The organism is Allobosea sp. Root483D1 (assembly GCF_001429505.1).
In the GTDB taxonomy this organism is placed as follows: Bacteria; Pseudomonadota; Alphaproteobacteria; order Rhizobiales; family Beijerinckiaceae; genus Allobosea.
In genome coordinates this window covers 43,427-64,510 of sequence record NZ_LMJW01000016.1, presented here as the reverse complement: position 1 = coordinate 64,510, position 21,084 = coordinate 43,427, and the positions used below count along the sequence as shown (strand labels likewise).

Genomic DNA, 21,084 nt, shown 5'->3' with positions numbered 1-21,084 from the left:
CCTGAACCTGACCGCGCGGTCAGCGCTCGCGGCGCTGGTCCGATGGCCTACACCTCACCCTGCCCTCTCCTTACAGGAGAGGGTTCCCCGCGCCTTTTCCGGACAGCCGATCGCGAACCAGCAATGACCACCGGCCTCCTCATCGTCCAGATCCTGAACGGGCTGCAGTTCGGCATCCTGCTGTTCCTGGTGGCGGCCGGGCTGACGCTGGTCTTCGGCGTGATGGACTTCATCAACCTGGCGCATGGCGTGCAATACATGCTCGGCGCCTATCTGGCAGTGACCTTCGTCGCGCTGACCGGCTCCTTCGTGCTCGGCCTGGTGCTGGCGCTGGCAGCCGCGCTCGTCTTCGGCCTCGCGCTCGAATTCCTGGTCTTCCGCCATCTCTATGAGCGCGACCATCTCGACCAGGTGCTGGCGACCTTCGGGCTGATCCTCCTGCTCAATCAGGGCGTCAAGATCATCTGGGGCGCAGCTCCCCTCTCCGTGCCGCTGCCGGAATTCCTCACCGGCAATGTCGCGCTGATGGATGGCATCCTCTATCCGACCTACCGCTTCGCGCTGATCGGCTCAGGTCTCGCGGTCGGCGCCCTGCTCTGGTTCATCGTCGAGAAGACCCGCACCGGCATGCTGCTGCGCGCCGGCGCCTCCAACGCCTCGATGGTCTCGGCGCTCGGCGTCGACATCCGCAAGCTGTTCATGATCGTCTTCGCCTTCGGCACGATGCTGGCGGGCTTCGCCGGAGCGATGGCGGCGCCGATCCTCTCGGTCGAACCCGGCATGGGCGACACCGTGCTGATCCTCGCCTTCGTCGTCATTGTCATCGGCGGCATCGGCTCGATCCGCGGCGCCTTCGTCGCGGCGCTGATCGTCGGCCTCGTCGACACGCTCGGCCGCTCCTTCATGAACGACCTGCTCAGGCTGTTCATGAGCGCGCCCTCGGCGCGGGCGACCGGTGCAGCGCTCTCCTCGATGCTGATCTATCTCCTGATGGCGGTGGTGCTGTTCGTGCGGCCGGAAGGGCTGTTGCCGGCACGAGGCCGGACATGAGCGCGACACCGGCCATGGCCGAGGTCACCAGCGCAGCCCCCCCGCGCGAGCGCGCCAAGGTGCTGCTGCCGGCCCTGCTGTTCCTGCTGCTGGCGCTGGCGCCGCTCGCCGTCACCATCGGCATGCCGGCCGGCTGGCTCGCTTTGCTGACGCGGGCGCTGATCTTCGCCATCGCGGCGCTCTCGCTCGACCTCATCCTCGGCGTCGGCGGGCTCGTCTCCTTCGGCCACGCCGCCTTTGTCGGCATCGGCGCCTATGTCACCGGCATCATGATCACCGAGGGGCGCAGCGAGGCGCTCGCGATCCTGCCGGCGATCCTCGTCACCTGCGCGCTGTTCGGCGCGATCACCGGCGCGGTCTGCCTGCGCACGCGCGGCGTCGCATTCATCATGATCACCCTCGCCTTCGGCCAGATGGTCTATTTCCTGGCCCAGGCGCTCTCGGCCTATGGCGGCGATGACGGGCTGACGCTCTATGAGAAGAGCACGCTGCTCGGCTTCAACCCGTTCGCGAACCGGACCTCGTTCTATTACAGCGTGCTGATCGCACTCGGCGGCGCCTATCTCCTGGTGCGCGGCCTGGTCGCCTCGCGCTTCGGCCGGGTGCTCAGGGCGGCGCGCGAGAACCCGACCAGGGTCAGCGTCACCGGCTTCGACGTCACCAAGGTGCGCCTCATCGCTTATGTGATCAGCGGCATGCTCGCCGGGCTCTCCGGCTTCTTCCTCGCCAACCATACCGAGTTCGTCAGCCCGGCCTTCATGTCCTGGCAGCGCTCGGGCGAGCTGATCTTCATGGCCGTGCTCGGCGGCGTCGGCTCGCTGCATGGCGCCATCATCGGCGCTGTCGCCTATCTGATCGCCGAGGACGCGCTCTCGCACCTGACCGAGCACTGGCGCGTCATCTTCGGGCCGATGATCATCCTCTTCGTGCTGTTCACCCGCGGCGGCATCGTCGGGATGTTGCGCAAGCTGGGCTCGCGCAATGGCTGAGCCGGTCCTCATCCTCGACGGCGTTCGCAAGTCCTTCGGCGCACTGAAGGTCACCGATGGTGTCAGCCTTGCCGTCGCGCCCGGCGAATTGCATGCGCTGATCGGCCCGAACGGCGCCGGCAAGACGACGCTGGTCCACCAGATCTCCGGCATGCTGACGCCGGACGACGGCACGATCCGCTTCCGCGGCCAGGACGTCACCGCCTTCAATGCCGAGAAGCGCGCCCGCCACGGCCTGGCACGCACCTTCCAGATCACCTCGACCATCGCCTCGCTCTCGGCGCTGGAGAATGTCGCGCTCGGCGTGCAGGCCAAGGCGAGCCATCCGCTCTCCTTCTTCCGCAAAGCTGCCAGCGACGAGCGCCTCAACCGCCCTGCCCGCGCCGCGCTGGACGCGGTCGGCCTCAGCGAGCGCGCCCATGTCCCTGCCGGCAGCCTGTCGCATGGCGAGAAGCGGGCGCTGGAGATCGCTATGGCCCTGGCTCTCGAGCCGGCGGCGATCCTGCTCGACGAGCCGCTCGCCGGCGTCGGCAAGGAGGAAGGCGAGCGCCTGATCGGCCTGCTCAAGAGCTTGAAGGGCCGCTACGCCATGCTGCTGGTCGAGCACGACATGGAGGCGGTGTTCGCGCTCGCCGATACGGTGACCGTGCTGGTCTATGGCCGCGTCATCGCCTCTGGCGACCCGGCCGCGGTCAGGGCCGATTCGGCCGTGCGAGAAGCCTATCTCGGCGAGGAGGGCTGAATGCTCACCGTCGAGAACCTCGATGCCGGCTATGGCGAGGCGCAGATCCTGTTCGGCGTCGATCTTGCTGTCGGCGCCGGCGAGGTCGTCACCCTGCTCGGCCGCAACGGCATGGGCAAGACCACGACGGTGCGCGCCATCATGGGGCTGATCCGCCCCCGCGCCGGCCGTGTCAGCTTCGGCGGGGTCGACCTCACCGGCAGCGCGCCCTTCCGGCTGGCGCAGGCCGGAATCGGCCTCGTCCCGGAAGGACGGCAGGTCTTCCCGACGCTCTCGGTCGAGGAGAACCTGATCGCCACCGCCGCCAGCCGTTTCGGCCCGGCGCGCTGGACGCTGGAGCGCGTCTACGCCTTCCTGCCGCGGCTGAAAGAACGCAAGGCCAATCGCGGCAACCAGCTTTCCGGCGGCGAGCAGCAGATGCTGGCGATCGGCCGGGCGCTGATGACCAATCCCAAGCTCCTGATCCTCGACGAGGCGACCGAGGGGCTGGCGCCGATCATCCGGCAAGAGATCTGGTCCTGCCTCGCAGCGCTCAAGGCCGAAGGCGAGTCGATCCTCGTCATCGACAAGAACGTCGACGCATTGGCAAAGATCGCCGACCGCCATGTTGTGCTGGAGAAGGGCCGCGTCGCCTGGCGCGGGACCAGCGACGACCTGCGCAGCGACAGCGCGGTCAAGGACCGCTTCCTGCACCTCTAAGCAGACTTGCCTTGGCAAGCCTGTTTAGCCTTTGTTTTGTCGCAGGTTCTTGTCGCAAAACCGCGCGACACTTTTGCGGAACCTGCTTAGAAGGAGACCGACGATGAAGCCTCTGACGGCTGGCGTAACCAAGGCGAATGAGGGGATCGACGCGATCTCCTGGAATATCCTCGGCCAGACCTATGTGCCGAAGATGCTGAGCGAGGACAGCTTTTCCTGGCACGCCACCTTCCCGCCCGGCACCTTCGTGCCGCCGCACATCCATCCGACGCAGGACGAGTTCATCTACATGCTCGAGGGCCGGCTCGACCTCGTGCTCGACGGCCAGGAATCGCATGCCCTGCCCAGCGACCTGATCAAGCTGCCGCGCAACATCCCGCACGGGCTGTTCAACAAGAGCGATTCGGCCGTGAAGTGCCTGTTCTGGGTCGCGCCGACCGGCCGGCTCTACGATCTGTTCTGGGCGATCCATTCGATGAAGGAGCAGAACCCGGCCGAGGTCGTCGCCCTCGCAGCGCGCTATGAGATCGACTTCCTGCCGCCCCCGCCCGAAGGCGCCTGAGCGAGAAGCGGGCAATTAAGGTTAAGTAAAGCTTACTGCTGCAACCACCGGCATTAGCGGGCATTGTTTCAACCTGAGCTAGAATAGGGTCAGGAACCATGCCCGCCGCAACGCCCTCCTCCGAACGCCGCCGTTCCACCCGAATTCGGACCTTCATCGGCGCCAAGGCCATCTTCAACCAGCGCCAGTCGACGCTGGACTGCATGGTCAGGAACCAGTCGGATGACGGGGCGCTACTGATCTTCCCGGGCAGCGTCGCCCTGCCCGAGCTGTTCGAGCTCCATTTGCCGCTGAAGCGCGAGAGCCGGATGGTGCGCAGCCGCTGGCGCGATGGCGAGCGCATCGGCGTCTCCTTCGCCGCCACCAACCGGGACGATGCGCCGATCCCGCTCGATCTGGTGCGGCGGTTGCGCCAGCTCGAACAGGAGAACGCCACGCTGAAGGCCCGCATCGCCCAGCTGACGGAAGGCGCCTGAGTTCCGGCCGAATTTTGCCGGCTTTCGAAGCAGACATCGCGTCCTCTTCGAGGGGATAGCGATGAAACGATTCTGGGTAGCTGCCGGCGTAGTCGCCGCGGCTTTGGGCGTCACCGCCTTCGTGCAAAACACCTCGCTGCTGGCGCCGGCGGCAACGGGCCGCCCGGTCCTGGCGGCGCATCGCGGCCTGGCGCAGACCTACCCATCGAGCGGCGTCACCGACACGACCTGCACGGCAAGCCGGATCAATCCGCCGGAGCACCCATATCTGGAGAACACGATCGCCTCGATGGAGGCGGCCTTCGCGGCGGGAGCGGACATCGTCGAATTCGACGTCCATCCGACCACGGACAGCCAGTTCGCCGTGATCCATGACTGGACGCTGGACTGCCGCACGAACGGCACCGGCGTCACCCGCGAGAAGACGCTGGCCGAGCTCAAGGCGCTCGACATCGGCTTCGGCTATACAGCCGATGGCGGCAAGACCTATCCCTTCCGCGGCAAGGGCACCGGCCTGATGCCGTCGCTCGACGAGGTACTGGCGCGCTTTCCCGACCGGCGCCTGCTGATCAACGTCAAGAGCAACGATCCGCGCGAGGGCGAGGCGCTCGCAGAGCGCCTGCGGAAGCTGCCGCCGGCGCAGCTTTCCCTACTGATGGCCTATGGTGGCGACCGGCCGATCACGGTGCTGCGCGAACGCATCCCGACCTTGCGCACCATGTCGAAGGAAGCGGAGAAGCGCTGCCTGATCCACCATCTCGCATTGGGCTGGGCGGGGCTGACGCCGAAAGCCTGCGAGCGGCAGCTGCTGCTGATCCCGTCCAACTACACCAGCTGGATCTGGGGCTGGCCGGCGCGGTTCACGGACCGCATGCGTGATGCCGGCAGCGAGGTTATCGTCGCCGGCCCGCTGGTTGGCGGCGACGGCTCGGCCGGGATCGATCGGGCTGAGGAATTCAGCGCTCTCAAGCGGCCGATCCCCGGCATCTGGACGAGCCGGATCGACCGGATCGCGCCGCTGGTGCAGGCCGAACGGCGCTGAGACGGCAGGGAAGGCGCCCGGCCCCGGCGGAATTAACTTGACGTTACGTGAGGATCGGAGGAAGGCCGAGGGTACCGGCGACGGAGGGGCCCGATGCAGCCGATCGTATTTTCTACCGCCGCCATCGACCGGGTGAAGCAACTGGACGCCTGGCGCGGCTGGTTCGACCCTGTCTTCGAAGCAGAAGCCGCCGATCCGGAGCGGGGCTTCCCCGCAAGCAGCGAGACCTGGGACTTCATTGGCTTCGGGCTGAGCCGCGTGCGAGCCCCCAAGCTCCGAGCGGTCCGGACGCCAGAGCTGATAAGGCGCAATCCCGTCGATCATTGGGTCGTCACGATCGGCAATGTCAGGACGGTGGGGCAAGCCGGGACCGGCCGGCCGATGGACATACCCGCCGGGGTGCCTTTCGTCACCTCGCTCGGCCGCGCCGTTGTGAGCGCCCGCGAGGCAGATGAGCGCCTCCAGCTCTATCTTCCGCGAGATGCCTTTCCAGAACTTGGCTTGATCCTGGAAAAGGCCGAAGGTCACCCCGTCGGCGGCCCCTTGGGAGGGCTTCTGGCCGACTTCATCGTGTTGCTCTCACAGAATGCGTCGGCTCTCACCGGAGCCCAGATGCCGAACCTCAGCGTTGCCTTGCGAGGTCTGCTTCGCGCTTGCATTATGCCCACCGTGGAAGTCGAGGGCGATACCCACGCTTCAGCGCCGCTCACCATCATTCGGATGCAAAAGGTGACGCGGCTCGTTGACGCCCACCTTCACGACCCTTCACTTGGCCCGGCCCTGATCTGCCAATTGGCTGGAATGTCGCGCTCGCAGCTTTACCGGCTTCTGGAAGGCGAAGGCGGCGTTGGGCACTTCATCCAGCGGCGGCGTCTGAGGCGCTGCTGCGCCGAATTGTCCGATGCGAGTGGAGATCGCTCCATTTGGTCGGTTGCCATGCGCTTTGGCTTTTACGATCCATCGAGCTTCAGCCGATCCTTCAAGAAGGAGTACGGCACGACGCCCCGCGAGTACCGGGATGCCGCCCGAATGGGGCTGACTACGCATGCGCTCGGCCCCCGCGCCGCCGCTCTGCAAAATCCGACCTTGCGCGACCTGTTGCAGGGCCTGCGGCCGGTTTGAGAGAGACGCGCCCATGGCAGCGCCGAGGCAACCTCAGCGCTTCGCCAGTTGCGCCGCCGAGAAGCCGGCCTTGCCGGCATAGGCGTTCACGATCTGCTCGCGCTTGCCATAGGGCAGGACGCGCTCGACATCGTCGAAGCCGTTGGGCGCCAGCGCCTCCACCGCATCGATGACACGCTCCGGCCCGCCGGCCCGGTTCATCGCCACGATCTCGGCCGTCGCCGGCAGACGCTGCGCCTCATAGGCGGCGAGCGCATGGCGCGGATGCTCGGCCTTGACCAGAAGGTCGGCGAGGCAACGGGAATCGAGGATCGCCTGCGAGGCGCCGTTCGAGCCGACCGGGTACATCGGATGGGCGGCATCGCCGAGCAGCGTCACCCGGCCATGGGTCCAGCGCGGCAGCGGATCGCGGTCGCACATCGGGTATTCCCAGAACGCGCCGCTCGCGTGGATCAAAGCGAGGATATCGACGCCAGGGACAGTGAAGCGCCGGGCGAAAGGCAGCACGTCCTCGAGCCGCCCGGCCTTCGACCAGGCTTCCTTCGGCGGAGGCTTCGACGGGTCGCCGGTGCGGATGTTGACGACCCAGTTGGTCAGGCGCGTGCCCTGTTTTTTACCGTCGGCGATCGGGTAAAGCACCAGCTTGCCGGCCATGCCTCCGGCGATGATCATGCTCTCACCGTCAAGGAAGGCCGGCCAGTCGCAGGCGCCGCGCCACATCTGGACGCCATTCCAGCGCGGACCGCCCTGATTCGGAAAGTAGTGCGCACGCACTGTCGAATGGATGCCGTCGGCACCGATCAGGATGTCGGCGCGCGCCGTCTCGCCACCCTCACCCAGCCTGGCGTCGGCGAAATGCGCCGTCACGCCGCCCTCGTCCTGCAGGAAGCCCTGCAGGCGGCGGCCAGTGCGGATCGCGCCCGCGCCCAGCCGCTCGATCACCGCGTCCCGAATCACGCCCTGGAGCCGGCCGCGATGGATCGAGAACTGCGGGACAGATGCACCCGCGTGCAGTCCGCGCAGCTCGCGCCAGACGGTCTGGCCGAAGCGGTTCATGTAGATCAACTCGCGCGTGCGGATCGCCACCGCATCGAGGGCCGGCAGGAGCCCCAGTTCCGCCAGCTCGCGGATCGCATGCGGCAGCGTATTGATGCCGACGCCGACCTCCCGGATCTCGCTCGCCTGCTCGTAGACGGTCGCGGCGATGCCGCGGGCGTGCAGCATCAGGGCCAGTGACAGCCCCCCGATGCCGCCGCCAATGATGATGGCCTTCATGCCGTGTTCCGCTCCCCTGAATTATTTCAAGCTTCAAATAATCTGGGGCATTTTGTCAATCGCTCCACAAAGCTGGTGAAAACCGCCCCAATTTCGCGGCTTTTGACAGGAACGAAGCCGATTGCTGTGCGTATGTACGGTCGCTGCCGTCGTGTTCCGTCGGCAAGCGTGTCAAATGGCGGGCTCGTGCGCGATTGCGTCGATTCGCCGCGACGTGCCGGAACCCTCGGGGCCCGGCGCGGCGTCAATTTAAGCATCATTGGTCCCAGGAGGTTTGCATGACCAAGAACGAACTGATCGCCGCGATTGCGGATGAGACGGGCAAGACCAAGACCGATGTCTCGGCGATCCTCGGCTCGCTCGCCGGCGTTGTCGCCAAGACCCTGAAGTCCGGCGGCGACGTCACGCTCGGCGGCATCGGCAAGCTCGCCGCTTCCAAGCGCGAAGCCCGCGAGGCCCGCAACCCGTCGACCGGCGCGACGATCAAGGTTCCGGCCAAGACGGTCGTGAAGTTCAAGGTCACCAAGGACCTGGCCGACGCCGTCGCCTAAGCCTTGACCGACCGGAGCCGGATCCGATCAGATCGAATTCAATCTGATCGGATCCGGCTCTTAATTTTTGCGGGCCGTTCGACCGCTCAGCTCGCGTCCCACACTAACCGAAACGGGCTCCAGACCGTTGCGGCTTGACCCCGAGGCGCTGCTAGCCACAGTAGCGCGATGTTCCTCCGCCTCTTCACCGATCTGCGCGCCGCCAAGGTCCCGGTGACCTTGCGCGAATATCTTGCGCTGCTGGAGGGCGTCGAGGCCGACCTCGCCGAGTACCGGGTCGACGAGTTCTACTATCTCGCCCGCACCTGCCTGGTGAAGGACGAGCGCCATCTCGACCGTTTCGATCGTGTCTTCGCCGAAGTCTTCAAGGGCATGGAGACGCTGGGCGAAGCCTTCGAGCAGGTCGGCATCCCCGAGGAGTGGCTGCGCAAGCTCGCCGAGAAATTCCTCACCGACGAAGAGAAGGCCCAGCTCGATGCGCTGGGCTGGGACAAGCTGCTCGAGACGCTGAAACAGCGCCTCGCCGAGCAGAAGGGCCGCCATCAGGGCGGCTCGAAATGGATCGGCACCGCCGGTACCTCGCCCTATGGCGCCTATGGCTACAATCCCGAAGGCGTGCGCATCGGCCAGGACAAGAACCGCAATTTCCGGGCGGTGAAGGTCTGGGACAAGCGCGAATTCAAGGATTTCGACGACACGCGCGAACTCGGCGTGCGCAACCTGCGAATCGCGCTGCGCCGCCTGCGCAAATTCGCCCGCACGGGCGCGGCCGAGGAGCTCGACCTCGACCAAACCATCACCGAGACCGCAAAGCACGGCTATCTCGACGTCAAGCTCCGGCCCGAGCGGCACAATGCCGTCAAGGTCCTGCTCTTCCTCGACGTCGGCGGCTCGATGGACTGGCATATCGAGCTGGCCGAGGAGCTGTTCTCGGCGGCGCGGGCCGAGTTCAAGCATTTCGAGCATTTCTACTTCCACAACTGCCCCTATGAGCGGGTCTGGAAGGAAAACCGGCGCCGACACGACCAGGTCATCCCGACCTTCGACGTGCTGCGCACCTATCCGGCCGATTATCGCCTCGTCTTCGTCGGCGACGCCTCGATGAGCCCCTATGAGATCGCGATGCCGGGCGGCTCGGTCGAGCACTGGAACGAGGAGGCCGGCGAGGTCTGGATGCGGCGGCTGACCGAACGCTTCCCCAAATCGGTCTGGCTCAACCCGATCCAGCAGCATCTCTGGGGCTACACCCAGTCGATCCGTCAGATCGGCGGGCTGATGGGCGGGCGGATGTTCCCCTTGACGCTCGACGGCCTCGACGGCGCGATGAAGGCGCTGACGCGGTAAGCCCCCCTCACCGCGTCATTCGGGCCAAGCCGCGAAGCGGCGCAGCTCCGGAATCTATCGAGGAGCGCGTCATTCTGCGATGGCTTCCGGCACTCCGCTTCGCTGTGGCCGGAATGACGACGGAGGATTTCCTTTCCGGCTTGGCTTGCCCTATGGCTCGCCCCCATGGACAGCGCCGTCGACGACGATACCCCCCTGCCCTACTGGCGCCAGCGCCCGAAGCCGATCGGCTTCGAGATCGCCTATCGGCTCAAGGGCGACATGCTGGAGATCGATTCGACCCGCAAGGTCGATCAGGTCAGGCTTTCCGCCGTCGAGCAGGTGCGCTTCCTCTATGCGCCCAGCAACGTCTCGTCGAAGGGCTTCCGGACCCAGCTCCGGCTGAGCGACGGCAAGACGATCACCTTCGGCAACCTGTCCTGGCGCTCGCTGACCGACATCGATCGCGACGATGCGCGCTATCATGCCTTCGTCTCGGCGCTCTCGGCGGCGATCACCCGCGCCAACCCCCAAGCGCGCTTCCTCGCCGGGAAACCCTATTTGCTCTGGCTGGCACTGGTGCTGGCCGGCGGCGGCGCGATGGTGATGCTGACCTTTTTCAGCCTGCGCGCCCTCCAGCAGGGCGCCACCGCGGCCGCCGGGCTGGGAATCTTGCTCGCAGCCGCCTCCTTCTGGCAGGTCTGGCCGATGATCAGGCTCAACCGACCGCGGGATCTCGCAACCGGCGAGGTCCCTGACGACCTCGTCCCAGGCCGCCCGCAGAGTTGATCGCGGCGGCGGCCAGGCTGCTGGTTCAGGCGCCAGCAGTGCCGAGTCTACCCTCCGGCGTATAGCGGTCGACGGCTTCGGGAAGTTGGCGCGACAGGCGCGAGAGCAGCTCCTCTTTCGAGAGACCCGTCTGGCGGACCAAGGCATCGATGACGTCGGGGCCAATGGCAGTCTCAAGTTCCTGGGGTGCGACGTCCTGATTTGGCCCCTGACGAACCCAGGAATCGGCCTTTTCGGCTTGGCCGGCCTGTTTGAACCGGTCGAGAAGCTCACCCAGCCCGCCATTCAGCAGACCGCCGATCCCGCCGGCTCCGAGCACGCCACCCAGGATACCGCCCGCCTCGGGAGGCATGTCGGGTGACGAGGACGTCGCGGTTCCCGGTTCCTTGGCGCGGCCGAGCCACTCTGCGATCTTGTCGCGGTTCTGATAGCCGGCGATGGCCAGCAGCCCGAGGAGGGCCGTCATGGACGGCAGGCGGTTTTCACTCATGAAGTCTCTCCTGGCTGGGTGGAAGCTAGGCCTGATCGAGCGCCCCTAGGCGGCGCTTCCACGCTTTGAAAGAAACGCCCACACCATCAGGACGATGACTGCACCGACGATGGCCCCGATGATCCCGGCCCCCTCGCCGGGCGCGTACCAGCCGAGCGCTTGCCCGAGATAGGACGCCACGAACGCTCCCACGATTCCGAGGATCGTCGTCAGCACAAATCCCGAGGGCTCATTTGGCCCCGGAATCAGGAACTTGGCGACGACCCCCGCCAAGAATCCGATAATGATCGTCCAAAGGATGCTCACGACGTCCTCCCGAATTGCGGCGCAGAGCTTCAACTGCCGCGACGCCGGGAGGTTCCCGATTTTCGGAAGCGACTGACTTGCGAGCTGCCGCCTCAGGGTTACCTGACCACCAGCACCGAGCACTTCGCCCGCCGCACGATGGTCGAGGCGTTCGAGCCGATCACATAGGCCAGAATGCCGGGCTCGTGCGAGCCGATGACGATCAGGTCGGCGCCGCTGGCATCGGCCTCGGCCAGCACCTCGCCATGGACCGAGCCGACAAGGACCTTGGCCGAGACGCGCTCGGCCGGCAGGTTCACCTTCGCGGCGATCTCGGCGAGCTTGGCCTCGGACTCGGACTGTTGACCCGCGTCGAAGTCAGCCGGTACGAACTCCATATAGGTGATCGGCACCAGCGAGCGAACATAGACCAGCCTGACCGAGCCATCCGACTGAGCGGCGAAACCTTCGGCCACGGTGATGGCAGGCATCGCCAGATCGGCCTCGGCGAGATCGACCGGCACCAGAATCGATTTGTACATCGCAGCCTCCTCCGGCGTGGTCCGCGCGGCCGGACATGGTCGAACGATCGGAACCGACGCCTACACACTATGTCGGAGCCGATCGCCCCAAGGGAAGAGCGTCGCGTCGTCGCGATGAATTCCGGCTTCCGACGGTGCGATCATCGCCGGTGAAGCTGCAGCCGTCCTTGCGATCGATCAATCAGGCCGGGCATGCCTGCCAGAAGGCGGCGGAATTTGACGGCGGCCATCAAGACCACGACAGTCCGCCGCCGCCTTTTGCGCTGCGCCTTTGCCCGGTGGACCGATGACCGAAGCTGCCTCCCCTGCCCCGCGCAAAAGCCTGCTCGCCTCGCCGGCCACCTTCCTGATGGTACTCGCCTTCCTCAACTGGCTCGGCTACGCCAGCTGGAGCGCGCTGCTCAACAATTTCGCCAAGGAAGCGGCCGGCTTCACCGGGCAGGACATCGGCATCCTGCAATCGGTGCGTGAGATCCCCGGCTTCCTGGCCTTCACCGCCATCATCCTGTTCTGGTTCATGCGCGAGCAGGTGCTGGCCTATCTCAGCTTGCTGACGCTCGGACTCGGCGTGGCGCTGACCGGCTATTTCCCCAGCCTCGGCGGCCTTCTGCTGACGACGATGATCATGTCGCTCGGCTTCCATTATTACGAGACGGCGCAGCAATCGCTGCAATTGCAGCTGCTGCCGAAATCGGAAGCGCCGCGGCTGCTCGGCAAGATCGCCGGCGCCTCGGCGGTGGCGCAACTCATTGCCTTCGGCTCGATCGCGCTGATCTGGCAGCTCTGGCAGCCGAGCTATGCCCATGTCTTCCTCGGCGCGGGTCTCGTCACCATGGCGCTGACGGCGGCTGCCATGCTGCTCTTCCCGCGCTTCCAGGGCACGGTCACGCAGAACAAGGGTTTCGTGCTGCGCAAGCGCTACTGGCTCTATTACGCCCTGACCTTCATGTCGGGCGCGCGCCGGCAGATCTTCATGGCCTTCGGCGGCTTCCTGCTGGTCGAGCGCTTCGGCTACGACGTCGCCGCGACCGCGACGCTGCTCCTGGTGACCTACGGCATCAACATGTTCGCCGGGCCCCTGCTCGGCAATCTCGTCGGCAAGGTCGGCGAGCGGGCGACAATCCAGCTCGAGAACGTCTCGCTGATCGCCGTCTTCATCGGTTATGCGCTGGCCAGCCATGGCCAGTTCGGGAAGGCCGGCGCGCTCGTCGCCGGCGGCCTCTTCGTCGTCGACGGCGTGTTCTTCACGCTCGTCCTGGCGCAGCGCACCTATTTCCAGAAGATCGCCGACCCCGCCGACATCGCGCCGACCTCGGCGGTCGCCTTCACCATCAACCACATCGCCGCGGTGTTCCTGCCGATCACCTTCGGCCTGATCTGGCTGCGCGATCCGGCGATCGTCTTCTATATCGGGGCGGCGGTGGCGACGGTTTCGCTCAGCCTGTCGTTCCTGGTGCCGCGCCATCCGGCGCCAAACCATGAGACGACGCTCGTCGCTCGGGCTGCTGCGCCAGCGGAATAGATGACCAAGCCATCGGGAATTCAGCCCTGGCGGGCCGGCGTGCGCACGACGAGACCGTCGAGCTCGTCACGGACCCTGATCTGGCACGACAGGCGCGAGGTCGGACGAACGTCGAAGGCGAAGTCGAGCATATCCTCTTCCATCGGCTCGGCATGGCCGGCCTTCTCGGCCCAGGCCTCGTCGACATAGACATGGCAGGTGGCGCAGGCACAGGCACCGCCGCATTCGGCCTCGATGCCGGGCACGCCGTTGCGCACCGCGACCTCCATCACGGTCGAACCCGTCTCGCCCTCGACCGTGCGGCTGGTGCCCTGGGCGTCGATGTAAGTGATCTTCGGCATCGTGAACTCCGGCCGCCTGGCGACGGCTGCGCGGCTGGCGCGATCGGGAGGAACCGGCCGGGCTTCCTGGCGGGCCACAGGCAGGTTCGCAAGGGAACAGTGCCCACAACCTCGATCGCAGACAGTTCGTCTCTAGAGGATTTCGAAAGCGGACGAAACGGCGATTTCGGCCGTGCCGCCCCTGCTTTCCTGCGGCGTCAGGCCGCGCAGTCGAGCCGCGAGATCACGGCGCGCGCTTCGGCCGCCGCGAGCGTCAGGGCGTCGAGCGCATCATCGCGCGCCGCGGCGCCGGCCTGGCCGAGCTGCTGCTCGATCCGGTCGGCGGCTTCCGCCACCTCCCAGGCGCCGATGGCGCGGGCGGCCCCTTTCAGGGTGTGGGCGGCATCGCGGCGGACATTGGCGTCGCCGCCATGGATGGCGCGTAAGTGGCGGGCACATTGCTGCGCGAACAGCGTCAGCAGCTCGCGCTCCAGCTCGGCATCGCCACCAGTCTGGCGGGCAAGGTGCACGAGGTCGATGGCAGTCTGGGGCATGGGGAACTCGGATTCGGTTCTAAGCTGCGGAACTCGTGCAGCGTTCTGACCCATGATGAAGCGCCGTTATGGTGAATGAGGCGTTAACGACGTTTGTGAATCAGATGCTCAAACGGGTTTCAATCACTGCTTGCCTCAACTACCCTTCGAGACAGTAAACGATGGGCGTCGTGTCGCTTGACGGATTCGGCTGGAGGCTGCCGGTTCCCGATCTGCGGCGGACATCACCGCCCGTCGCAAGTAGCGTAGCGAGGCGGCATTCATGACCCGGCAGACCAAGCTCCAGGATCCGACCGAAGCGGCGATGTCGGCGATCGAGGAGGCGCTGAGGCTCGATCCGTCGAAGACCGAGGGCCAGACCTCCGCCGAGCCGAGGTTGCCATCGACGGCCGAGAACGAACTTCGCATCGATCTGCCTCGCGTCGAGAGCGCGCCCGTGGCGCCAGCCGCCGCCGAAGCGCCCGCCACCCCTTCCCGCCCCACGATCGCCCCCGATACCAGCCGCGTCGCCAATGACGATCGCCGGGATTCCTCCTCGCTGGTCCAGGCCTTCGCAGTCCGCCCGTCCGGCAGGCCCTATTGGCTCGCGGCTCTCGCCACGCTCGCCTGGCTCGGCGGCGTCGGCTTCACTCTGGTCAGCCGCTATGGGTCGTTCACCGAGGGCCTGCCGGCCGGCATGGCCGCCTGGGGACCGGGACAATGGGCCTTGTTCACCCTGGGCTCCGGGGCGCCGGTGGTGTTCTTCTTCGTGCTGGCGGCTCTCTATCGCCGGACCCAGGAGATGCGGCTGGTCTCCCGCGCGATGACCGAGGTCGCGCTGCGCCTGGCCGAGCCGGAGGTCGTCGCGACGGATTCCGTGCTGTCGCTCAGCCAGACCATCCGCCGCGAGGTCGCGGCCATGGGCGACGGCATCGAACGCGCGGTCGCACGCGCCGGCGAACTCGAGACCATCGTGCGCGGCGAGATCGCGACGCTCGAGCGCGCCTATGCCGACAACGAGATTCGTTTGCGCTCCCTCATCGACGAGCTGGTGAACCAGCGCGAATCCGTCGTCGGCAATGCCGAGCGCGTGAAGTTCGCGATCAGCGGCGCGCATGAGAGCATCACCAAGGACCTCGAGACCGCCAGCCGCTCGATCTCCGAGGCGGTGGCCGAGGCCGGCGAGCGCGTCACCTCGCGCCTGACCGACAAGGGCGACCAGATCACGCTGGCGCTCGGCAATGCCGGCGAGCGCATGGTCGACGAGATCAGCGGCCGCGGCAACGATCTGGTCGAGCGTCTGCAATCGACCTCGCACGACGTCAGCGAGCGCATGACGAATGCGAGCCAGTCGGTCACGGCCGTGCTCGACAACCGTGCCCAGGAGATCGCGGGCTCGCTGGAGCGCACCGGCGCCGTGCTCACCGAGGGCCTGACCGCCGGTGCCCGCGACGTCACCCGCGCCATCAGCGAGACCGGCGCGCAGGTCGTCGAATCACTGGCGAGCCGCGCCGAGACCGTCAACGACACGCTGCGCGCCACCGGCGACACGCTCGCCCAGGAGATCTCGCAGCGCGGCGCCACCGTCGCCGAGCGCTTCGAGCAGAGCGGACGCACGCTGGTGGAGCTGTTCGACGAGCAGAGCACCAGCCTCGCCAACCGCCTGACCGAGACCGGCGAGACGCTGCGCACCTCGATCAGCAGCGAAGGCGAGAGCGTCACCACGCGCCTCGCCGAGGTCGGCCGCGGCGTGCACATGCTGCTCGGCAAGCAGAACGAGCTCGTCGTCAACCGCATCCAGGAAGCCGGCAACACCGTCCACAGCCTGATCGCCAGCCAGGGCGAGACGCTGGTCGAGAAGCTCTCCGGCACCGTCCAGACCGTCGACGAGCTGCTGCGCGAGAAGACCGACTCGATCGTGGTGCGCTTCGACGAGGCCGGCCGCGGCCTGCATAGCCTGATCGGCGAGCGCGGCGAGGAGCTGACCGCGCGGATCTCCGCCGTCGGCGCGACCGTGCACAGCCTGTTCTCCGAAGAGGCGAGCAGCCTCGTCACCCGCCTCTCCGACCTCGGCCACGAGGTGCGCAGCACGATCGGCGAGCAGGGCGACCATCTGGTCGGCCGCCTGTCCGAGACCAGCCAGCGCCTGCAGGAGGCGATCAGCGAGCGCGGCGACGGGCTGGTGCTGCGCATGGCCGAGATCGGCCAAGGTGTCGAGCATGCGATCGGCGAGCGCGCCGACAGCATCGTCTCGCGCGTGTCCGATGCCGGCCGCAGCGTCGAGGCCATGATCGGGGAACGCGGCGACGGCTTGGTCGCCCGGCTGTCCGAAACCACGCTTGAGATCGAGCAGACCCTGGGCGGCCGCGCCGACGGCATCGTCGCCCGGATCGCCGACGCCAGCCGCGGCATCGAGAGCGTGATCGGCGAGCGCGGCGACGGTCTGGTCACCAAGCTGTCCGAGACCACCGAAGAGATCCACCGGACGCTCGGCGACCGCGCCGAGGGCATCGTCGCCCGCGTCGCCCATGCCGGCCGTGACGTCGAATCGGCGATCGGCGAACGTGGCGACGGGCTGATCGCCCGGCTCTCCGAGGTCGCACGCGAAGTCCATGCCACCATTGGCGAGCGCGGCGACAGCCTGGTCGCCCGCCTGTCGGATGTCGGCACCGAGGTCCACACCGCCATCGGCGAACGCGGCGACAGCCTGGTGGCGCGCCTGTCCCATGTCGGCAGCGAGGTCCAGGGGGCGATCGGCAGCCAGCGCGAGACGCTGGTGACGCAGCTCACCGATGCCGGCGCCAGCGTGCGCAACATCCTCATCACCGAGGGCGAGGCACTCAGCGGCCGCGTCATCGCGACCGGCCAGGACATGCAGGAACTGCTCTCCGGCCAGAGCCAGGCGCTGGTCACCCGCGTCGCCGATGTCGGCCGCTCGGTCCACGGCCTGCTGGCGGAGCGCGGCAATGCCCTGATCGACCGGCTGGCGGAAGCAAGCGGGACCGCGCATCAGCGGCTCGACCAAACCGGCGAGGCGCTCGCCGCCAAGATCCTGGCCGCCAGCGAGACGGCGAAATCGGTCATCGACGACCAGCACACCGGCTTCATCGCCCGCCTCGGCCAGGCCGGCGACGAGGTCGGCGCCCTGCTCGGCACCCAGCGCGATGCAGTGATCGCCGGCCTCACCGCGACCGGTCGCGAGGTCCACGGCCTCATCGGCGAGCAGAGCCAGGCTCTGGCCACGCGCCTGGACGATGCGACCAAGGCCCTGTCCAACGCCATCAATGTCGATGGCCGCGAGATCGCCGACCGCGTCTCGGAAGCTGCGAACGCATTGCGCGGCACCTTCACCACCGAGGCCGAGCGCGCCAGCAGCCTGCTCGCCGCAACCGGCAAGGACGTGGTCGTCGCGCTGACCCAGCAGGGCGGCCGGGTCAACCAGGCGCTCGCCGCCAATGCCGAGTCGCTGCTGCGCTCGGTCGATTCCCGCTCGCAGGCGCTCAACGAGTCGCTCGCCAGCAAGCATGATGCGCTGAACCGCCTCTTCGACGTCCAGGGCCGCGAGATCGAGACCTCGATCGGCGCCCGCCTCGGCGCCTTCGAGGAAATCATCGTCACCCGCGGCGGCACGCTCGCCACCAAGCTCGGCAACGACGCGCGCTCCTTCACCGATTCGGTGACGCTGCGCCTCGGCCAGGTCGAGAAGCTGCTCGGCGAGGAAGGCCAGGCTCTGGCCGAGCGCATCGGCGAGCGCTCGCAGCACGCCGCCGAGACCATGATGGCGCGCACGCAGGAAGCGGCTGCCGCCATGGAGACGCAGATCAAGACCTTCGAGGAGCGTTCCAGCGCCAAGAGCGCCGAGATCGCGACCTCGCTCGACGGACTCATTGTCCGCATCGATGGCAATCTCGGTGCGCGCGCCACGGCGCTCAACGAGGCACTGGTCGAGCGCACGGTCGATATCGCCCGCGTCATGGCCGAGGGCGGGCGCGAGGTCACCCGTGCCCTCACCGCCAAGGCCGACGAGATCGGCGAGATCGTCACCAGCAAGAGCGAGGCGCTGACACAGACGCTCGCCGAAAAGGCCGACAGCATCAACGCGACGCTGGGCGGGCGCGCCCTCCAGATCGCCGACACGCTCGACCAGAGCGTGGCGCGGTTCGAAGAGCGCGTCGTCAACCGGCTCGACACGGTCTCCGGCACGCTCGACGCACGCGGCAGCCAGATCGCGCAGACCCTGCAGGGCACCTCCGAAGCGATCGCCAGCTCGCTCGACGCCCGCACCGCCGAGCTTCGCACCCTGTTCGAGGACAAGGACACGGGTCTGATCGGCCTGCTCGACCAGCGCGGCAACCAGATCGTGCAAACCCTGCAGGGCACCGCGGAGTCGGTCGCCGGCACGCTCAGCGCCCGCACCGACGAGTTGCGCGCCCTGTTCGAGGACAAGGGCGCCGGCCTGATCATGCTTCTCGACGAGCGAGGCAACCGGATCGTCCAGACGCTGCAGGGCACCGCGGAGTCGGTCGCCGGCTCGCTCAGCGCCCGCACCGACGAGTTGCGAGCCCTGTTCGAGGACAAGGGCATCGGCCTGGTCACCCTGCTCGACCAGCACGGCAACGAGATCGCGCAGACTCTGCAGGAGAAGTCGGACGGCATCGCGGCCGCGCTTTCCGATCGCTCGAATGAGCTGCGCGCCGTGTTCGACGAGCGCGGCGGCGGCATCCTCAACGCCCTCGGCCATCGTGGCAGCCAGATCGCCCAGATCCTGCAGGAGCGCTCGGACGGCATCGCCACCGCACTCTCCGGCCGCACCGAGGAACTGCGCGCCCTGTTCGACGAGCGCGGCGGCGACATGCTGAACACGCTCGACCAGCACAGCCGCAATCTGGCCCGGACCCTGACGGAGCAATCCGAAGGGATGAGCTCGGCGCTGACCACGCGTACCGAGGAGCTCCGCGTCCTGTTCGACGAGCGCGGCAATGGCGTCGTCGATGCGATCGGCCGCAAGGGCGCGACCCTCGCCAACCAGTTCGCCAGCATCGGCGAAGCGCTGGTCAACAACATCGAGAACCGCGGCGGCGCCATGGTCGAGGGGCTGCGCGAACGCAGTGCCGAGATCAGCCAGGCGCTCGACCTCGCCTCGGGTGCGCTGCGCGAGACGATCGAGAGCGGCACCAACCAGTCGGTCGAGGCGCTGCTCAAGACCAATGAGCAGCTGCGTAGCGAGCTCGGCAGCATGCTGGGCCGCCTCGGCGAGGCCAACAAGCTGATGCAGCAGATCGTCACCGGTGCGAACAAGAACCTCGCGGCGGTCGAAGGCAGCCTGTCGGGCCGTGTCGAGGAGCTGCAGAACGTCCTCTCGACGGTCGTCCAGGAGACCAACCGCACCTCCGAGCAGGTCGCGAGTCAGATCGCGACGCTGAAGGGCTATTCGGAAGGCACGCTGCGCGACACCGCCGCGCTGATCTCGCGGATCGACGCGCAGGGCTCGACGATGACGGAGACCTCGCAGGCCAATGCCGCGACGCTCAACGCCGTCGCGCAGCGGCTGGAGCAGGTCGAGGCCCGCGTCGGCAACGTGCTCGCCGATCGCAAGGAGTCGCTGGAGCACCTGCATGGGCTGATCGCCACGCGCACCGACGACATCGAGCAGATCACCCGCTCCTTCTCGTCGCTGCTCGACGAATCGCTCAGCAATGCCGAGACGCGCACCCGCCAGCTCAGCACCGTGCTCAGCGACGCCGCCGAATCGACCAGCAGCGCCATCGCCCAGCAGTTCGACTCGATCCGCGCCGCCAGCGGCCGCGAGCGCGAGGTGACGGCGCAGGCGCTTCGGGCAGCCTATGAGGAGGTGGTGAACGAGGTCTCCGGCGAGCTTGGCAAGGTCACGGAGCGCTTCCAGAGCGCCGCCGAAGACATGCGCTCGATGTCGGCCGAGATCCATCGCGAGCTCGAGACGACCCGCACCGAGCTCAAGAAGGGCGTGCTCGAGCTGCCGCGCGAGACACAGGAATCGACCGCCGCCATGCGCCGCGTCGTCGCCGACCAGATCAAGGCGCTGAACGAGCTGACCGAGATCGTCTCGCGCTCGGGCCGCAGCACCGATGTCGCGCGCCCGAACGGCGAGCGGCGGGGAAGCACCTACCAGCAGCCAGCGCCAATGGTCAGCGCCTCCTCCTCGGTCGCCGTGCAAAGCGCGCCGGTGCTGACCGAGCCGCTGCGCGCCTCGATCGACCCGACGCCGGAGCCGGCGCAGGCACGTCCCGCTCCTGCCCCCGAGCCGGTGCGGGCCGAGCCTCCGCGCGCCGAGCCGGCGCGCCGGCCTGCCGCCGAGCAGCCTGCCCCGGCGAAGTCGGGCTGGCTCTCCGACCTGCTCAGCCGCGCCTCGCGCGACGACCGGGCGCCGGAAGCGGCCAAGCCGACGGCGCACAGCATCGAGAAGCTCGATTCGCTCTCGGTCGACATCGCCCGGATGATCGACCATGACGCGGCCGTCGAGCTCTGGGAGCGCTACAAGCGCGGCGAGCGCAACGTCTTCACCCGCCGGCTCTACACGCTGCAGGGCCAGCAGACCTTCGACGAGATCCGGCGCAAATACCGCCGCGACACCGAGTTCAAGGAAACGGTCGACCGCTATATCGAGGAGTTCGAGCGCCTGCTCGGCGAAGCGGCCAAGGATGACCGCGACTCGATGGTGGCCAAGACCTACCTGACCTCGGAGACCGGCAAGGTCTACACCATGCTGGCCCATGCCAGCGGGCGGTTCGAGTAG

General features: G+C 67.4%; 19 protein-coding genes. 13 read left to right on the top strand and 6 right to left on the bottom strand.

Going from position 1 to position 21,084, the window contains the following annotated elements; translation table 11 throughout:
* Positions 1 to 123: 123 nt before the first annotated feature.
* From ASE66_RS13150 to ASE66_RS13115, 8 genes are all read left to right on the top strand, one after another.
* Entirely contained in the window at positions 124 to 1,050 is a 927-nt protein-coding gene (locus ASE66_RS13150) for a branched-chain amino acid ABC transporter permease (protein WP_057190086.1), read from the top strand.
* Positions 1,047 to 2,039, top strand: a complete 993-nt coding sequence (locus ASE66_RS13145; protein WP_057190085.1) for a branched-chain amino acid ABC transporter permease — start codon at positions 1,047 to 1,049, stop codon at positions 2,037 to 2,039. The genes ASE66_RS13150 and ASE66_RS13145 overlap by 4 nt, the downstream gene beginning before the upstream one ends.
* Positions 2,032 to 2,781 carry an ABC transporter ATP-binding protein gene (locus ASE66_RS13140; RefSeq protein WP_057190084.1) on the top strand — a complete coding sequence of 250 codons (750 nt, stop codon included), beginning with the start codon at positions 2,032 to 2,034 and terminating at the stop codon, positions 2,779 to 2,781. Before ASE66_RS13145 ends, ASE66_RS13140 begins: the two co-directional genes overlap by 8 nt.
* On the top strand, positions 2,782 to 3,480 hold the full coding sequence (locus ASE66_RS13135; RefSeq protein WP_057190083.1) for an ABC transporter ATP-binding protein: 699 nt from the start codon (positions 2,782 to 2,784) through the stop codon (positions 3,478 to 3,480). It abuts the gene before it with no gap.
* 103 nt (positions 3,481 to 3,583) lie between these two features.
* Positions 3,584 to 4,042 carry a cupin domain-containing protein gene (locus ASE66_RS13130; RefSeq protein ID WP_057190082.1) on the top strand — a complete coding sequence of 153 codons (459 nt, stop codon included), beginning with the start codon at positions 3,584 to 3,586 and terminating at the stop codon, positions 4,040 to 4,042.
* Positions 4,043 to 4,140: 98 nt separating this feature from the next.
* The gene (locus ASE66_RS13125; protein WP_057190081.1) at positions 4,141 to 4,518 is read left to right on the top strand and encodes a PilZ domain-containing protein; all 378 of its coding nucleotides are present in this window, start codon (positions 4,141 to 4,143) and stop codon (positions 4,516 to 4,518) included.
* Positions 4,519 to 4,573: 55 nt separating this feature from the next.
* A complete protein-coding gene (locus ASE66_RS13120) occupies positions 4,574 to 5,560 on the top strand; it encodes a glycerophosphodiester phosphodiesterase family protein (RefSeq protein ID WP_413814267.1) in 987 nt (328 codons plus the stop codon).
* Positions 5,561 to 5,653: 93 nt separating this feature from the next.
* Positions 5,654 to 6,682 carry a helix-turn-helix domain-containing protein gene (locus ASE66_RS13115; protein ID WP_057190079.1) on the top strand — a complete coding sequence of 343 codons (1,029 nt, stop codon included), beginning with the start codon at positions 5,654 to 5,656 and terminating at the stop codon, positions 6,680 to 6,682.
* 33 nt (positions 6,683 to 6,715) lie between these two features.
* Here the strand turns inward: ASE66_RS13115 and ASE66_RS13110 are convergent, their stop codons facing one another.
* On the bottom strand, positions 6,716 to 7,957 hold the full coding sequence (locus ASE66_RS13110) for a flavin-dependent oxidoreductase (protein WP_057190078.1): 1,242 nt from the start codon (positions 7,955 to 7,957) through the stop codon (positions 6,716 to 6,718).
* Positions 7,958 to 8,151: 194 nt separating this feature from the next.
* On the opposite strand from ASE66_RS13110, the gene ASE66_RS13105 reads away from it, so the two are divergent.
* The 3 genes from ASE66_RS13105 (at position 8,152) to ASE66_RS13095 (ending at position 10,620) form a co-directional block, all read left to right on the top strand.
* On the top strand, positions 8,152 to 8,508 hold the full coding sequence (locus tag ASE66_RS13105) for an HU family DNA-binding protein (RefSeq protein ID WP_274532954.1): 357 nt from the start codon (positions 8,152 to 8,154) through the stop codon (positions 8,506 to 8,508).
* Between the two features lie 168 nt (positions 8,509 to 8,676).
* Positions 8,677 to 9,852 (top strand): vWA domain-containing protein, encoded by a 1,176-nt coding sequence (locus ASE66_RS13100; protein WP_057190076.1) that lies wholly within the window; start codon positions 8,677 to 8,679, stop codon positions 9,850 to 9,852.
* 165 nt (positions 9,853 to 10,017) lie between these two features.
* Positions 10,018 to 10,620 (top strand): hypothetical protein, encoded by a 603-nt coding sequence (locus tag ASE66_RS13095; RefSeq protein ID WP_057190075.1) that lies wholly within the window; start codon positions 10,018 to 10,020, stop codon positions 10,618 to 10,620.
* A gap of 25 nt (positions 10,621 to 10,645) precedes the next feature.
* On the opposite strand, the gene ASE66_RS13090 is transcribed toward ASE66_RS13095, so the two are convergent.
* From ASE66_RS13090 to ASE66_RS13080, 3 genes are all read right to left on the bottom strand, one after another.
* Entirely contained in the window at positions 10,646 to 11,110 is a 465-nt protein-coding gene (locus tag ASE66_RS13090) for a YidB family protein (protein ID WP_057190074.1), read from the bottom strand.
* A gap of 45 nt (positions 11,111 to 11,155) precedes the next feature.
* Positions 11,156 to 11,416, bottom strand: a complete 261-nt coding sequence (locus tag ASE66_RS13085; protein ID WP_057190364.1) for a GlsB/YeaQ/YmgE family stress response membrane protein — start codon at positions 11,414 to 11,416, stop codon at positions 11,156 to 11,158.
* 98 nt (positions 11,417 to 11,514) lie between these two features.
* Positions 11,515 to 11,937, bottom strand: a complete 423-nt coding sequence (locus ASE66_RS13080) for a universal stress protein (protein WP_057190073.1) — start codon at positions 11,935 to 11,937, stop codon at positions 11,515 to 11,517.
* Between the two features lie 286 nt (positions 11,938 to 12,223).
* On the opposite strand from ASE66_RS13080, the gene ASE66_RS13075 reads away from it, so the two are divergent.
* Positions 12,224 to 13,459 (top strand): MFS transporter, encoded by a 1,236-nt coding sequence (locus ASE66_RS13075; RefSeq protein ID WP_057190072.1) that lies wholly within the window; start codon positions 12,224 to 12,226, stop codon positions 13,457 to 13,459.
* 20 nt (positions 13,460 to 13,479) lie between these two features.
* On the opposite strand, the gene ASE66_RS13070 is transcribed toward ASE66_RS13075, so the two are convergent.
* Entirely contained in the window at positions 13,480 to 13,800 is a 321-nt protein-coding gene (locus tag ASE66_RS13070) for a 2Fe-2S iron-sulfur cluster-binding protein (protein ID WP_057190361.1), read from the bottom strand.
* 197 nt (positions 13,801 to 13,997) lie between these two features.
* Positions 13,998 to 14,333: an Hpt domain-containing protein gene (locus ASE66_RS13065; protein WP_057190071.1), complete on the bottom strand. Its 336-nt coding sequence runs from the start codon at positions 14,331 to 14,333 to the stop codon at positions 13,998 to 14,000.
* A 262-nt stretch (positions 14,334 to 14,595) separates the two neighbouring features.
* Between ASE66_RS13065 and ASE66_RS13060 the strand changes: the two genes are divergently transcribed.
* Positions 14,596 to 21,084: a hypothetical protein gene (locus tag ASE66_RS13060; RefSeq protein ID WP_057190070.1), complete on the top strand. Its 6,489-nt coding sequence runs from the start codon at positions 14,596 to 14,598 to the stop codon at positions 21,082 to 21,084.